The organism is Schaedlerella sp. (genome assembly GCF_056796775.1).
On sequence record NZ_JBQIKP010000076.1, the window covers coordinates 1 to 14353 of the forward strand.

The 14353-nt window shown below is 50.8% G+C and carries 16 protein-coding genes and 1 pseudogene; 13 read left to right on the plus strand and 4 right to left on the minus strand.

Going from position 1 to position 14353, the window contains the following annotated elements; genetic code table 11:
• Positions 1 to 110: 110 nt before the first annotated feature.
• The 5 genes from ACTOY7_RS20470 to ACTOY7_RS20490 all read left to right on the plus strand — a co-directional run bounded on the left by ACTOY7_RS20470 (position 111) and on the right by ACTOY7_RS20490 (position 5196).
• The gene (locus tag ACTOY7_RS20470; RefSeq protein ID WP_482672763.1) at positions 111 to 443 is read left to right on the plus strand and encodes an FtsX-like permease family protein; all 333 of its coding nucleotides are present in this window, start codon (positions 111 to 113) and stop codon (positions 441 to 443) included.
• Between the two features lie 813 nt (positions 444 to 1256).
• Complete coding sequence (tyrS, locus tag ACTOY7_RS20475) at positions 1257 to 2480, plus strand: tyrosine--tRNA ligase (protein ID WP_482671594.1); 1224 nt, start codon at positions 1257 to 1259, stop codon at positions 2478 to 2480.
• Between the two features lie 601 nt (positions 2481 to 3081).
• Positions 3082 to 4137 (plus strand): reverse transcriptase family protein, encoded by a 1056-nt coding sequence (locus tag ACTOY7_RS20480; protein WP_482671593.1) that lies wholly within the window; start codon positions 3082 to 3084, stop codon positions 4135 to 4137.
• A gap of 99 nt (positions 4138 to 4236) precedes the next feature.
• Positions 4237 to 4458, plus strand: a complete 222-nt coding sequence (locus ACTOY7_RS20485; RefSeq protein ID WP_300885196.1) for a hypothetical protein — start codon at positions 4237 to 4239, stop codon at positions 4456 to 4458.
• A gap of 123 nt (positions 4459 to 4581) precedes the next feature.
• Positions 4582 to 5196: an ECF transporter S component gene (locus ACTOY7_RS20490; protein WP_160283571.1), complete on the plus strand. Its 615-nt coding sequence runs from the start codon at positions 4582 to 4584 to the stop codon at positions 5194 to 5196.
• A gap of 28 nt (positions 5197 to 5224) precedes the next feature.
• Here ACTOY7_RS20490 and ACTOY7_RS20495 read toward each other — a convergent pair whose 3' ends face one another.
• Positions 5225 to 6457 (minus strand): serine hydrolase, encoded by a 1233-nt coding sequence (locus ACTOY7_RS20495; protein WP_482672362.1) that lies wholly within the window; start codon positions 6455 to 6457, stop codon positions 5225 to 5227.
• Between the two features lie 425 nt (positions 6458 to 6882).
• Here ACTOY7_RS20495 and ACTOY7_RS20500 point away from each other — a divergent pair, with 425 nt between their 5' ends.
• From ACTOY7_RS20500 to nth, 7 genes and pseudogenes are all read left to right on the plus strand, one after another.
• A complete protein-coding gene (locus tag ACTOY7_RS20500) occupies positions 6883 to 7170 on the plus strand; it encodes a hypothetical protein (RefSeq protein WP_160283572.1) in 288 nt (95 codons plus the stop codon).
• A gap of 71 nt (positions 7171 to 7241) precedes the next feature.
• A pseudogene (locus ACTOY7_RS20505) lies at positions 7242 to 7454 on the plus strand (RNA polymerase sigma factor); the annotation flags it as partial.
• Positions 7455 to 7505: 51 nt separating this feature from the next.
• Entirely contained in the window at positions 7506 to 8195 is a 690-nt protein-coding gene (locus tag ACTOY7_RS20510; RefSeq protein ID WP_482671595.1) for a hypothetical protein, read from the plus strand.
• The gene (locus ACTOY7_RS20515; protein WP_482671591.1) at positions 8189 to 8368 is read left to right on the plus strand and encodes a PadR family transcriptional regulator; all 180 of its coding nucleotides are present in this window, start codon (positions 8189 to 8191) and stop codon (positions 8366 to 8368) included. Before ACTOY7_RS20510 ends, ACTOY7_RS20515 begins: the two co-directional genes overlap by 7 nt.
• A gap of 314 nt (positions 8369 to 8682) precedes the next feature.
• Positions 8683 to 8988: a hypothetical protein gene (locus ACTOY7_RS20520; RefSeq protein WP_482671590.1), complete on the plus strand. Its 306-nt coding sequence runs from the start codon at positions 8683 to 8685 to the stop codon at positions 8986 to 8988.
• A gap of 25 nt (positions 8989 to 9013) precedes the next feature.
• Entirely contained in the window at positions 9014 to 9973 is a 960-nt protein-coding gene (locus ACTOY7_RS20525; RefSeq protein WP_482671589.1) for a carbohydrate kinase family protein, read from the plus strand.
• Between the two features lie 186 nt (positions 9974 to 10159).
• The gene (gene nth / locus ACTOY7_RS20530; RefSeq protein ID WP_160283577.1) at positions 10160 to 10780 is read left to right on the plus strand and encodes an endonuclease III; all 621 of its coding nucleotides are present in this window, start codon (positions 10160 to 10162) and stop codon (positions 10778 to 10780) included.
• A 205-nt stretch (positions 10781 to 10985) separates the two neighbouring features.
• On the opposite strand, the gene ACTOY7_RS20535 is transcribed toward nth, so the two are convergent.
• Complete coding sequence (locus ACTOY7_RS20535) at positions 10986 to 11348, minus strand: helix-turn-helix domain-containing protein (RefSeq protein WP_160283578.1); 363 nt, start codon at positions 11346 to 11348, stop codon at positions 10986 to 10988.
• A 275-nt stretch (positions 11349 to 11623) separates the two neighbouring features.
• Here ACTOY7_RS20535 and ACTOY7_RS20540 point away from each other — a divergent pair, with 275 nt between their 5' ends.
• Entirely contained in the window at positions 11624 to 13087 is a 1464-nt protein-coding gene (locus ACTOY7_RS20540) for an ATP-binding protein (protein ID WP_482671588.1), read from the plus strand.
• Between the two features lie 169 nt (positions 13088 to 13256).
• Here the strand turns inward: ACTOY7_RS20540 and ACTOY7_RS20545 are convergent, their stop codons facing one another.
• Positions 13257 to 13922, minus strand: a complete 666-nt coding sequence (locus ACTOY7_RS20545) for a GntR family transcriptional regulator (protein WP_482671587.1) — start codon at positions 13920 to 13922, stop codon at positions 13257 to 13259.
• Between the two features lie 138 nt (positions 13923 to 14060).
• Positions 14061 to 14353, minus strand: a 293-nt coding sequence (locus ACTOY7_RS20550) for a hypothetical protein (protein WP_482672364.1), incomplete at its 5' end; no start/stop codon positions are given.

Genomic DNA, 14353 nt, shown 5'->3' on the forward strand with positions numbered 1-14353 from the left:
CTTTCCTGTCCGATCATTCGCGGGATGTTATAGGCCAGGATTGTCAGTTCCAGTACCAGTTCGTTGGTCTCAAATTTGCCGGATGGCAGCCGCTCCACATCATGAACAGCATGCAGTACCTGGTGGCGGCAAGGAAGCGGGAGTTCGGGATCCTGCGGGCCATGGGGATCACGGACGCGGGATTCAAAAGGATGCTGGCCAAGGAAGGACTGTGCTACGGGATCTATTCGGGGGTTACGGTTCTGGTCATTTACTTTGTGGTTCAAAAAATCTTATATTATTTTCTGGTCCATGTATACCTCTATCTGCATCCGGGGGCATTTGTCTCTGGAGCGGCCCTGGGAGGGATCCTTTTGCTGAATATCGGGATCTGCGTGGGGGTGACCCTGCTGTCCGGAAGGGCGGTTCTGAGGGAAGGGATTGTGGAGGAGATTCGGGAATAGAGGGGAATATTTCGTTCGTGTAGTCTCGGAAAGTCTAGAATCTGTTTCTCTCTATGATCATCCGGAGCGACCATAACAAAAAATTGGCACCTGACGGTGCCTGATACCAAAAGCTTCTTGTTACTGAACCGGATACTCTTAAAATATATCTTGACAAACCCATATGGCTTAGGTTAATATGAACCACAGATACGAGAAAAGCGACGAAGGGAACAAGTAGCGGGAACAGGGAGAAGACAGAGAGCAGCCGGCTGGTGAGAGGCGCGTGATACCGTTCCATGCGAATACATCCCGGAGCTTCACACCCAAAGCATGGGCTTGCCGCGGCAATATGGGACATAGGACAGTGATTCTGGATCATGCTCCACGGCGCCGTATCGTTTGCCCGGGCGAGTAGGCTGTGACGGATTGATGCACGTTAACGCATGGAGTGATTGAACCGGACAGGAGAAAGGAAGAACCAGGCGGACTCCATTTCACGCAGGCTTTGAAGAAGCAGAGGGATTCCATTACATGCAGGCTTGGAAGGAAGCAGAGGGATTCCATTTGACGCAGGCTTTGAGGGAAGCAGTTTTACAAGGCCAGACGCGGAACCCCGGTCAGATCGACTCACAGAGACAGGCAATGGGAGTTGCCTGTGAATAAAGGTGGTACCACGAGCGTAAGAGCCCTCGTCCTTTTCGGATAGGAGGGCTCTTTTTTCGCCTTGTAAACCGGCTGGATCCTCTTTGGATCGTATGCGGAAAAGCTGACAGTCTTTCCGTATCGCAGCCGTACAGGCAAAGCATTTTCAGAAGAAGGAGAAGGATAATCATGAAGCTTTATGATGAACTGAAAGCCAGGGGCCTGATCGCCCAGGTAACGGACGAGGAACTGATCTCAGATCTGATCAACAACGGAAAAGCCACGTTTTATATTGGCTTTGACCCCACGGCGGACAGCCTGCATGTGGGGCATTTCATGGCGCTGTGCCTGATGAAGCGGCTGCAGATGGCGGGCAACCGTCCCATCGCGCTGATCGGCGGCGGTACGGGGATGATCGGGGATCCGTCGGGAAGATCGGATATGCGCCAGATGATGACACAGGAGACGATCCAGCACAACTGCGACTGCTTTAAAAAGCAGATGAGCAGGTTCATTGATTTTTCCGAAGGCAAGGCCATGATGGTAAATAACGCGGACTGGCTGCTGGATCTGAATTATATTGAAGTGCTGCGGGAGGTAGGAGCGCATTTCAGCGTGAACCGCATGCTGACGGCGGAATGCTACAAACAGAGAATGGAGAAAGGATTAAGCTTCCTGGAATTTAACTACATGATCATGCAGGCATATGATTTCTACGCATTGTTCCAGAAATACGGCTGTAACCTGCAGTTCGGCGGGGACGACCAGTGGAGCAATATGCTGGCGGGAACCGAGCTGATCCGCCGGAAGCTGGGCAAGGACGCCAGCGCCATGACCATCACACTGCTGCTCAATTCTGAGGGCAAGAAGATGGGCAAGACCCAGTCCGGCGCGGTCTGGCTGGATCCGGAGAAGACCTCTCCCTTTGATTTTTACCAGTACTGGAGAAATGTAGGAGACGCGGATGTGCTGAAATGTATCCGCATGCTGACCTTCCTGCCGCTGGAGCAGATCGATGAGATGGACGCATGGGAAGGAAGCCAGCTGAACCAGGCCAAGGAGATCCTGGCGTATGAGCTGACCAATATGGTTCACGGAGAAGAGGAAGCGAAGCGCGCCCAGGAGAGCGCAAGGGCGCTGTTCAGCCAGGGAAATGCGGCGGATATGCCCACTGCGGAGCTGACAGAGGAGGAGCTGACGGAGGGCGGCATCGACATCCTTTCCATGCTGTTAAAGAGCGGCCTGGTGCCATCCAAGGCAGAGGCAAGGCGCGCCGTACAGCAGGGCGGCGTGGCTGTGGACGGCGAGAAGGTGTCGGACATCCAGGCCGTATTCGGAAAGGAAAAGCTCTCCGGAGAGGGGCTGGTCCTGAAAAAAGGAAAGAAGAACTTCCGGAAGGTGATCTTAAAATAGTCAGACGGAGCGGCCTCTTTATCTGGCGCTCGGTTTACGATTCTGCGAGCAGGTATGTGAAATCGCTGTGAATCGTAGAGCTTATCCTGCAGAAGCAATAGCATATCCGTTTTTATCCGAAAGAAAGGATCAGGTGCTGTTCGCAGAGTTTTTTGTACGGCTCCAAAACGGCAGGGCGGCGAGTCGCCGTCCGGGAAACAATCATCAGCGCTCCATCCGGACAGACCATATATGGAAATGCCTGCGGTATTTTTTCATACAGAACCATCGTATGCAGAAAATCTGTCTGCGGCAGTTCCTCTGTCTTTCACCGGATGGAGCACCGGGGACATAAGACCTCCGGATGCTCCGATGTACTTCCGCACACTTCCGTGTGCTTTTCCGGCATAGCCTTGGTACACCTGCGCATCCTATGGAATCCATTTTTTGTATTGCTCCTGCGGGATAATATACTGAATGGCAGATTTCTCCCGCGCTCAGTATAAAATTCCACCTGTACGGCTGCGAATCCAAAATCTCAGTTTTCTCGCAAAAAACTGAAATTTTGGATTGCAACTGTACGGGTGGATAAAATTTCACATTCGAAAGGAAGTGCATGAGAATGAAGGGGAAAGACTTATGGAAATATTGTACTTCGGAGCAGGTTCATGCCGTACTCCGTTCCCTTCATCTTCTGGACGGCGTGCGCGTCGAAGAGGAAAAATATTTTTCCTGCCTGTATGCGGTCAGCAACCATCCGGAGCGGCACTATCATCCGGCATCCGTTCCAAAGAGGGGCGGAGGCACGCGAAAGCTTCTGGTTCCGGATCATCTGCTGTGCCGGATCCAGAAAAATATCCTCCGCCATGTACTGGCGGATTTTCCGGTTTCGGATTATGCCGCGGCATATAAGCCCGGAACCGCCGTTACGGAAAACGCAAAGCCCCATGTGGGCGCAAAGGAGATCTTGAAGCTGGATATCCGGAACTTTTTTGACAGCATCACCTATTTGCAGGTTTACCGAAATGCGTTTCCAGCTGTGTATTATCCGCCCCCGATCCGCACGATGCTGGCAAACTTATGCTGCTGCCGGGATTCGCTGCCGCAGGGGGCGCCCACCTCTCCGGCCATTTCCAACCTGGTCATGAGGCCCTTTGACGAATATATGGGGGCGTGGTGCCGGGAGCGGGGAATCCGGTATACAAGATACTGCGACGACATGACCTTTTCCGGGGAATTTGACAGGCGGGAGGTCAAAAATAAGGCGCGGGGATTTCTGGCGGCGTATGGATTTGAACTGAATGAAACAAAGACCCGGCTGCAGAAGGCGCATCAGCGGCAGACGGTGACAGGCATCGTCGTCAATGAAAAGCCCCAGGTCAGCCGTGAATACCGGAGAAAGCTGCGGGCAGAGGTTTACTACTGCGGCAAATTCGGTGTGGAATCTCATTTGCAGAGATGCAGGGGAGAGGAAGGGACGAAGGAAATTTCCCGGGAAATGGAAGGAGCCTGCGTGCGCTATCTGCGGCAGCTTCTGGGAAAAATCAATTACGTGCTGCAGGTGAATCCGGAGGATGCGGAATTTTGCAGGGCGAAGGAGCTGGCGCGGGAAATGCTTGCAGCGCGAAGCTGTCCGGCTGATTTCCCTGACGCTAAGGAGATGCAGAAAAATAAGTGACACATCTTGACTTGTAGAACTGCCGCAGGATAGACACATTTTTTAAGACAGTTTTTAAACAGACACAATGTTTTTTAGAAAGGGGAGAGAACAATGGCCATGAATCCGAAAAAGTTATTTAAAATGCAGATGGCATGGAAGCAGTTTAACGATACACACCCCAAAGTACTGCCATTTATCAAGGCGGTGGAGGCGGCAGGCATCCGGGAGGGGACTGTGATCGCGATCACCGTGGAAACGCCGGAAGGCGAGAAGTTCGAAAGCAATATCAAGGTACGGCAGTCAGACCTGGACCTGCTTAAGGGGATGAAGGAGGATTGATCCGAACTGGCCTGTATAAAAATAACAAAAATGGTCATTTTCATGTGGTCACCATAGTGATAGGATAGGAAAGAATTCAAAAATAAATAGTTACGAGATGAAGAAGAAAAGAGGTTATCTATCATGGAAAAGAGAAATCAGACCATTTTGAAACTCGCTCAGACTGCGTTGATGGCGGCGCTCTGCTTCGTATCCTTTACCTTCCTGCAGATCAAGATCCCCATGCCGGGCGGCGACGCGACGTCCATTCACATCGGGAATGCCTTCTGCGTACTGGCGGCTTTGCTGCTGGGAGGAGTTTACGGAGGGCTGGCCGGCGCGGTGGGTATGACGATTGCGGATATCATGGATCCAGTCTACATTTTGGGTGCGCCAAAGACCTTTGTCTTAAAGCTCTGCATCGGGCTGATCGTCGGCCTGGTGGCCCACAGAGCGGCGAAGATCAACGAAAGCACGGATAAAAAATACATTTTCCGCTGGAGCGTGATCGCTTCGGTGGCGGGGCTTGGATTTAATGTGATCGCGGACCCGCTGGTGGGATATTTTTATAAGCAGTACGTCCTGGGGCAGCCCCAGCAGATGGCGGAGGTGCTGGCAAAATGGAGCACGGCGACCACATTTGTCAATGCGGTGGTATCGACCATTCTTGTGGCGTTTCTCTACAACGTACTTCGTCCGGTGCTGTTAAAATCCGGCCTGCTGGACGTGAGGAGCCAGGTGAAGGAGCGGACGGTCTGACCGTAGGGTGCCATGATTATGTACAGCATTATGGTTTTGAAAAGTCCGCGGCCTCCGCAATCTCCAGTTCGCCGTAAGGCATAAGCTTGCGGACTTCATCCAGTGCGGCGGCCAGTGCTTCCAGTTCGTCATAGGACTCAAAGGCATCCGACATGATCGTAAGGATCCAGTCATGGCCGCCCGCCCGAATGATCCCGGCGTCATTGCGGGCGATATCCTCCCAGTCAGAATACCAGCCGGCCTTTGTATACACCGTATGGCCCTCCCCCAGGGCCGATCCGATAAAGGATTCCGCGGTGTCGGTGTAAAGGCTTCGGCACCAGTTTGAATTTTCATTCGTATCTTCAAAAAAGTAAAAATAAGTCCCGATCCAAAGCTGCGTCAGCTCTTTTGGAGTCAGGTAAGGATACCAGTTGTAATCATCAACGATCGAATCGGAAACGGAGGTATATTCCGTCATATCATACATCACATCATTTCCATATAAGTAATGCAGAGTTTCATAATCTTCATTGCTGGACCAGCCGATCGTATTTTCCATCAGAGATTCCGTATATTCATCAACCGCCTCCGGGCTGAATTTATTGAGCGCCGCGACATAAGGCCCCTTCATGGTGCTTGCGCTGTAAAAGCTGTAATCCGGATCAAAGCTGACATAATTCCCGGAATGGAGATCCAGCAATACAAACCCGATCCTGCGGCCTTCTTCCTCAAACACATCGAGGATGTCCCGGATTGTTTCCGCCGGAGGTGAGAACAGGAGCTCCGTTTGGGAACAGGAGAACTCCTCGCCGCCGGGAATTTTGCTGACAACGGACAGCAGGAAATCCAGATCCGGTGTCTGCATTTCCGGCGCGGCTGTCTCTGACAGAGTCCATGCCATGCTGCCATCCTCGTAGGTGGATTCGGAATCAGCAGAAGACGACATTGCCGACAGGGCGTATTCTGCAGAGGATCCTTCCAAAGCATTGCCGGAATGAGAATCCTGTGCTTCTGTGGCCGCCATATAGGAAAAGTCCTGGGAGGAAACAGAAGGCTCTGTGAATTTCGGAGTCGGAACCGCAGCCTCCGCAACATTCCGCAGAGAGCCCGCCGTCAATCCGAAAACAGACAGGAGGCCGGTGAAGAGAAGTGCGGCAGTTGTCCGCAGGATCCGTTTCCGATTCCTATGCAGGAGCATGGAGCAAAAGAAATCTCCTTCACAAGTGCGCCTGATTTTTGCAGATAGAGATTGATTCAGCAGATGTATGCTCTTTTTCATTTGTATGTACCTCATGATGGATAGAATTTCTGCTGCAGGCTGTCATGCTGTACGCTTGTAGTTTTCGATTTGTTACAGGGCATGCCTGATCAGGAATGTGTCCTGTGACTATCGTTTTGTGTGCCGTGCTTGCAATCTATTATAATTTGTCACCAATTTTCGGTAGAAAATTGGTGACCTGCTTGCGCTTCAGCGCAATACCTATTATACTTGATAATGGAAAAAAATGTCAATGGCGGTTGGCACTCCACTTGACAAGCATTTCTTTTCGTGAAACAATAAATTATACTTATGGGCGAGAAACTTTACCGAAATATATCCGTGTGTTGTGGAATATGCTTTGGCGGGGTGGCAGATTTTACCGTTCATGTGTATACACGTAACACATATGCAGGAGGAAAATTGAGAAAACGGGGGCAGAGAGAATGGATGTTGTGACGATTTTGGATGAACTGCAGAATCAGGCGCTGCGTGACCCGGAGGTCAGGAACAGGTTTTTGGATACCAGGCAGGCAAAGGAGCCGCTTACCGCATTTTGCGGGGTATGCTGGGAGCTGGGATATGAAATCTACGAGATGGACCTGATCTGTGCCGGAGAGGAATTTCACGCCGCAATGAAGCGCAGCACCAACGGCGGCGGAGAAAATTCCCCGATGCTGGCCGGAGAAGATGACTTTTATGAATTATTTATGGCGGGCATATCATGCGTTTGAAAAAATGATACAGGGATTCTGATAAGGGGCGGCGGGATCATTTATACTTCCCGCCGCCCCTGTGTTTTGTTATGCGGTTGTGCTTATGCTGCTGTTTCTGCTTTTGTCTTTCGCCTAAAGTCACACACAATATATTCTATCTGTGCCAGAAGGACGATTTTGCGGAGGAACTCACGCAGGAGGTATTCTGCCAGGCGTTAAAATATATTGACAGCTTCCGGGAGGAATGCAGCCTGTTCGTCTGGCTGTGTCAGATTGGGAAGCATTTATGGATCAGGGAAATGAAAAAGAGGAATTTTGTTCGGTGGCGATTGCCGAAACCGGAGGCAGACGAAGTGCTGGCAGACTATGAAGCACTGTTTTCCGAGCGCCTGCCAGGAAATGACGATGCATGGATACAGGATTTGGGTGAGCCGCTGGAAGCCGCCCGCCTTCTCACAGAGCCGAAGGTGTACCGCCGCTGGCTGGCGGCATTTGGCCTGATGGCTTTCTGCCTGCTGCTGCCCGAATACCTGCTGCTGCGGGCAAGATTCAACCAATACCCGCTGGGGCTGATGTCCATCCTGCTTGCCGCAGGGACGGCGATTGCCCTGATCTGTTTTCGGCCGCAACGGAAAGAGACAGCAAGAGCTCCTTTTCCCAAAGGGCTTTGTCTGATGCTGTCCATCCTGCTGTTGATCATGGCTGCCGCCGCTGCCGTACTGGCAGGGCTGATCACGGGAATCTGGGAGCTTTTGCCGCCGGCATGGTACGGCAGGATTGCATATTGGACCATGGGAATCTCCGGCACTGCCGCGGCAGTGACCGGCTTGTTCGGCCTGGTCAAGGCCCGGATGTCAGACCGCCGCTGGCGCGCCCTGTATATTATGGGGCTTATGGTCCTGGTGGAATGCGTTTTGGTCATTGCGAATCTGGTCAGCATGGACCTTGGCTCGTTGTCCTCCGGCTGGTGGGTTTCCCGCGCCGTCAGCTTAAGCGCCATCGGCCTTGCGGGCCTGGCCGGAGCGGGGGTATCCCTATGTTAAAAAAGGATTTGATCGAGCTGTGCCTGCTGCATGTCCTGTCCGTCGAGGACCTGTACGGATATGAGATCCTGCGCCGGATTCACGAGAGCTTTCCCGGTACACAGGAGAGCGGCATTTATGCGCTGCTCCGGGGATTGTGCAGGGAAGGCTGCACAATCCCCGGAGCAGTATGAGGGAGAGACCTCTGAGGGCCCCACAAGAAAATATTACCGCATTACCAGGGCAGGACAAAAAAAACGGGAAGAACTGCTGGAGGAATGGCGGCGCCTTTGCGATGCACTGGCTGCGTTGGGGGTGGAATAATTACAGGAAATGTCTGTTACGGGAAAAAACAATTAGAGTTTGTGAAGTTTTTGAACAGACTCAGTAATAAGGGAATGAAATTGATTTTGAGTACGCATAGTGATACATTTGCGTCCAAAGTAAATAATCTGTATATTTTATCAGAGTACATTGCGCAAAATAGAGACAGTGACAGGATAAAAAAATGGGGCTGGAAAATGAAGACTTAATAGAACCCAGAAAAGTGTTTGTTTATGAATTCATAAGTCAACCTGCCGGAAAAAGTATGGTCAAGGAGATAATCGGTGATCCAACATCAGGATTTCAATTTGATTTATTTACCGATTCCGCACTGCATTTGTATAATGAAGCATTAAAACTGCGCCCCGGTCAATACGGTATATTTGCGCATGAGTACAGAAGTCCGGTTACTTTAAAGCAAGGCTGCAAATCAGCGGATATTTTGGCCTGCAAGGTGGATGAAGGAAACAAACGAATAATTTCATCTTAGGCATGGAAACGGGGAGAACAATACCATGATTCATAAAACGGATTTCATTATCATAGGCGCGTCCATCCTGGATGTGCTCGCGCAGCCGGTTTCGGCAGACGTATTTGAGACCGGTTCAGTGTCTGCCGATCATACAGCCATGCATACCGGAGGAGACGCTCTGAATGAGGCCGCGGTGCTTGCTGCGCTCGGCGCCTCTGTCCGGCTTGTCAGCAAGATCGGCACAGATTACGCCGGAAATTATATCCAGGAGTTTTGCAGGAATGCCGGGATGGATACGTCTTTTTTGCAGGCGGAAGCTTCTCTGGAAACAGGAGTGAACCTTGTTCTGGTGGATGCTTCCGGGGAACGGCATTTTATTACGTCCCGGAATGGAAGCCTGCGGAAGCTCGATCCGGCGGATATCTCCGATGAGGCTCTGGCGGGAGGACGATATCTTTGCTTTGCCAGCATCTTTGTCTTTCCGGCATTCGATGACGCTGCCCTGGCCGTATTATTTTCCAGGGCAAAGGCAAATGGCCTGATCCTCTGCGCGGACATGACCAAACGGAAGAACGGCGAGACATTGGAAGACATGAAAAGCAGCCTGCCGCTGCTGGACTATATTTTCCCCAATTATGAGGAGGCAAGCCTTCTGACCGGCTTATATGACGAGGATGAGATCGCGGACGCATTTCTCGCATATGGGGTGGGATGTGTCGTTCTGAAGGCCGGGGCGAGGGGGAGCTTTATCAAAACAGAAGCAGAGCGGTATTGGATCCCGGCCTATCCCCATGCACGCTGTCTGGATACGACCGGCGCGGGGGATACCTTTACAGCCTGCTTCCTGGATGCGCTAAGCCGCGGGAAGACACTGCCGGAATGCGGAAGTTTTGCAAATGCGGGGGCTTCCATCTGCATTGAAAGGATGGGAGCGACAGGCGGAATCCGAAGCAGGGAGCAGGTTATGGAGCGATATGCAGTAATTACACTGAGCGTCAGATAAATCTGCCGCACAGTATAATGCGATGCGCACAGTCGCATAAGGAATTATGCCGCTTTGCGGCTGCGACTGGCGCGATACTCACGGCAGATTTCATCGGCCGTGAGTATACTCAGCACAGGACAGCGCATTTACTGCGCTATCCGAACGAAAACATATAACGGTATATAGATAAGAAAGGATCACCAGATGAAAAAGCGTACGAAAGAAATTTTGGAAATTCTGGATCAACAGTACGGCACGGAGTATGTCTGCTACCTGAATTATGAGACACCCTGGCAGCTTCTGATCGCTACGATGCTGAGCGCCCAGTGTACGGATGCGCGCGTCAATATCGTGACACAGGATTTGTTCCGGAAATACACCTCCGTGGAGGCATTTGCAAAGGCAGACCTGGCAGAGCTGGAACAGGACATCAAGCCTACGGGCTTTTATCACAACAAGGCAAAAAATATCATTGCCTGTATGCGCGCGCTCCAGGACCGGTTCGGCGGGGAAGTGCCGCGGAGCCTGGAGGATCTGACCTCCCTGGCCGGAGTAGGGCGTAAGACGGCAAATGTGATCCGGGGAAACATTTATCATGACCCGAGTGTGGTGGTAGACACGCATGTGAAGCGGATCTCCAACCGAATCGGGCTGACGAAAAATTCCGAACCGGAAAAGATTGAGCAGGATTTGATGAAAGAACTGCCGAAGGACCACTGGATCCTGTACAATATCCAGATCATCACATTTGGCAGGAGCATCTGTACGGCGCGGAATCCAAAGTGTGAGGAATGCCTTCTGACGAAGTACTGCGGCGGAGCATGATTATATATTTTTGATTATTTAGATTTTTATCATACTGCTTGGCACAATTCATGGCAATCCTTCGTGCTTCCTCAACCGTGTAAGTTTGCATATGTATCTCCTTATAGAAAATAAAAGAGAGGAAAGAGCCACCAGTGTGACACATAACCTCCCTTTTTGGCTAATTTTAGTGTTGTCTGTCAACAAGTTTTGATTTTCGAGAATGTCAAACACACTGCTCTTTGATATATTTCAAAACCTGGATGATCTTCTCCTGCTTTTCAGGCGGGAACTGATGCAGGATATTGAGCGCCTCGGCGTCCCGGGCGCTGGAAATATCCTGCTGCTTTTCTTCCTCCTGTCCCGCATTTAAAATAGAATCTACCGTGACATTGCATAGCCTGGCATAATACATCAGGACGCGCAGGTTCAGCTTTGCGCGGTTGTTTTCAATATTGCTGACAAAGGACACCGTGCAGCCCAGATCCCCCGCAATCTGTTCCTGAGTGTAAGAATGCTCCGTTCTCAAACGCTTTAATTCCATTCCGATTTTTTCAAAATTATACTGATCTAAATTATAATGCTCCATATCCGTTCCTCTATATATTGATAAATATAGTTTATTATATTTTAAGGTTGAAAACAACTGGTTTGTTTAGTATAATATAGTATATTTATTGATATACATACTGTGCGCCTGATCAATCTGCCACACAGTATATGAAAGGCGGGGGAGAACACTTTGGGAGGACTGAGGCCGCTGCTTTACCGGCCGGACGCCTTGCGGAAAGGACAAGGCATGGCGAATCATAACAGATGCGATTCTGTCTGCGCGAAAACAAATCAATGGTAAGGAGGCAAATCATGAACATCAGAGAAGCGAAGGGTGAGATTATAAGAACGGTTGAGATGTATCTGGATAAAAATGAATTTGGAGAGTATACGATTCCCGTCTCCAGGCAGCGCCCCATCTTTATGACAGGCGCCCCCGGGATCGGAAAGACCGCAGTCATACAGCAGATCGCGTCGGAGCTGGATCTCGCTCTTGTTTCCGGTTCCATGCGCCACCATACGCGGCAGAGCGCGCAGGGACGTCCTGTGATCAAAGCCCGGGATCATGACGGGACGCAGATCTGTGTTTCCGAATACACGATAAGCGAGATCATTGCCGCCGTATATCGTGTGATGGAGGATTCCGGAAAAAAGGAAGGGATTCTTTTTTTGGATGAGATCAACTGCGCCCCGGAGACGCTGGAGCCGGCGGTGCGCCAGTTCCTGCGGTACAAGACCCTGGGCAATCGGCAGGTGCCGGAGGGCTGGGTCGTGGTCACGGCAGGCAGCCGGCCGGAGTACAGCAGATCGGTAAAAGAATTTGACATGGCCGTCATGGACCGTCTGAAACGGATGGATATTACGGAAGACATTTCGATTTGGAAGCAATACGCTTTTCAGCAGGGCATCCATGCCGCTGTAATCATGTTTCTGGAGACGCATCCGCAGTGGTTTTATTCCGTCCGTTCCATGGAGGAAGGGATGCGGTACGTGACGGCCCGGGGATGGGAGGACTTATCGACGGCGACGCGGCTGTATGAGGAGAAGGGTTTTGAGATCACCGGGAGGCTGACCGGACAGTATATTACAGATGAGGAGATCGCAGAGGAATTCGGGATTTCCTATGGCCTATATCGGAAATGCAAAGCAGATTACCGGATTGCGGATATTCTGTCGGGCAAGGCAGGTCAGGAGCTGATCGAAAAGTCGCAGAGGGCGGAGAGGGATGAGCGGTATTCTATCCTGGGCCTGATCCTGGAAATGTTGGGGGAAGGATTTCGAAAGTCAGCCAGCCGGGAGAGCAGCCTGCAGATGGTGGAGAGGGCGCTTGGCAGTATGAAAAAAGGAGTCAAAGAGGACCGACTTCCGGTATCCCTGCTGCTGCAGGAACAGACGGACCGGCTTCGGGAGCGGCTTCGGGAACGCGCCGCGGCCAACAGTATAACGGCAAGAGAGAGGGAAGAGTACCTTGCGGCCATACGGACGCTGGCTGAGTATAAAAAAAATCCGGATACAGGAGCGCCGCATAAGGATCTTGATAAGATAAAGAAGCAGTTTGGCCGGGAGGTCAGGCAGCATGAGAAGCAGAACGCCCAGGTAAAGTCTATGCTGGAGGCGGCCTTATCCTTTCTCGAAGAGGCGTGGGGAAAGAATCAACAGGAAATGGCATTTTTCCTGACGGCGCTGACATCCTTTGCGGACAATCCGGCTTCTGCCAGCCAATGGGTGCGCGAGGCATGTTTTCAATATGAACAGGAGCAGGGGCTTGAAGTATAAAAAGGGGACTGATTGTTCAATTAGGATTTCGATGATGTATGAATGGATGAGTAGGTTGGAGGCTCTTTAGAGCATCCAACCGTACAGTTGGAAATATTTTCGTTACTGCTCACGGTGCCTTGCGCCCTGCTGCAAGGCATCCGGCCGAGAAAGATGCGGTGTCATGCAATCAGTTCACCAAGCATTGCTTTGCGTAAATCAAGGAATCCTCAAGATGCTGCTTCATCAGATCCCCGGCCTGGGCATAAGCCTTCCTCCGGTATGCGTCCCAGATCCGGGAGTGCATCTGGTTGATCTGTCTCTGGGGCTGCGGCTCCGTTTCATAAACATTGGAAAAGATCGTAAGCTGGCTTCTCAATTTTTCGGCTGCCAGGGCCAGTCTCTGATTCCTGCAGTAGTCGTAGAATATAAGATGAAAGCGGTCGGAATGCTCGATCCATCCCGGGATATCCTCCGGCAGCAGGGCGTCCTTCGATTCAATGGCATTTGTAACAGAGAGTACCCCTCCCAGTTCCCGGCAGATCTGCTCCTGGGCCGGATGCTCCGCGGAATACAGGATTGCCAGGCGGTCCAAATCCCCCATAAACTGATACAGCTCTGTCAGGTCTTTTTCCGTCAGGGAGATCACAGTTACCCCGATATTCGAATAATGATTGACCAGCCCTTCTTCCGTGAGCCGGGTGAGCGCCTCACGGATGGGAGTGGAGCTGACCCCGAACTGTTCCTTCAGATTTTTGAGGGTCAGCCTCGTCCCCAGAGGGATTCGCTGGCTCAGGATATCTGAGCGGAGAATCTGGTAGATTTGTTCGGAGAGAGTGGATTTATTTAAAGTCATAGAGTACACTTCCTTCTGCGTTTTTGTTTCGGTCAGGATCTGTTCAGCAGTTTTATACTTCAATTATTACAATACATCATAAAATTGTCAATACGAAAAAATCATGTTACTGCATTGTTGTTACTATTCACAGTCATTTCACTCACATGCGCAAAAACAGTCGGCAAAGCCGTCTGCCGATGCTTCGCGTCTTGATTTTTTTTGCTTATGTGGGTGAAGTGACTGATTCCAGTCAGATAAAAACTGTGATATAGTAACTAAAAATTTTGCATTTTGCAAAATACATATTGCAAAAATACTCTGGAAATGATAAACTTTAACAATGCAAGGCTTTAATCTCTCAGGGTTTAATTCCCCGCAGCTTGCTGCGTAAGAAACTTTTTTGCAAAGTAAAAAGATGATACAATAGTAAAAAAGGAAAGGGGAAAGTT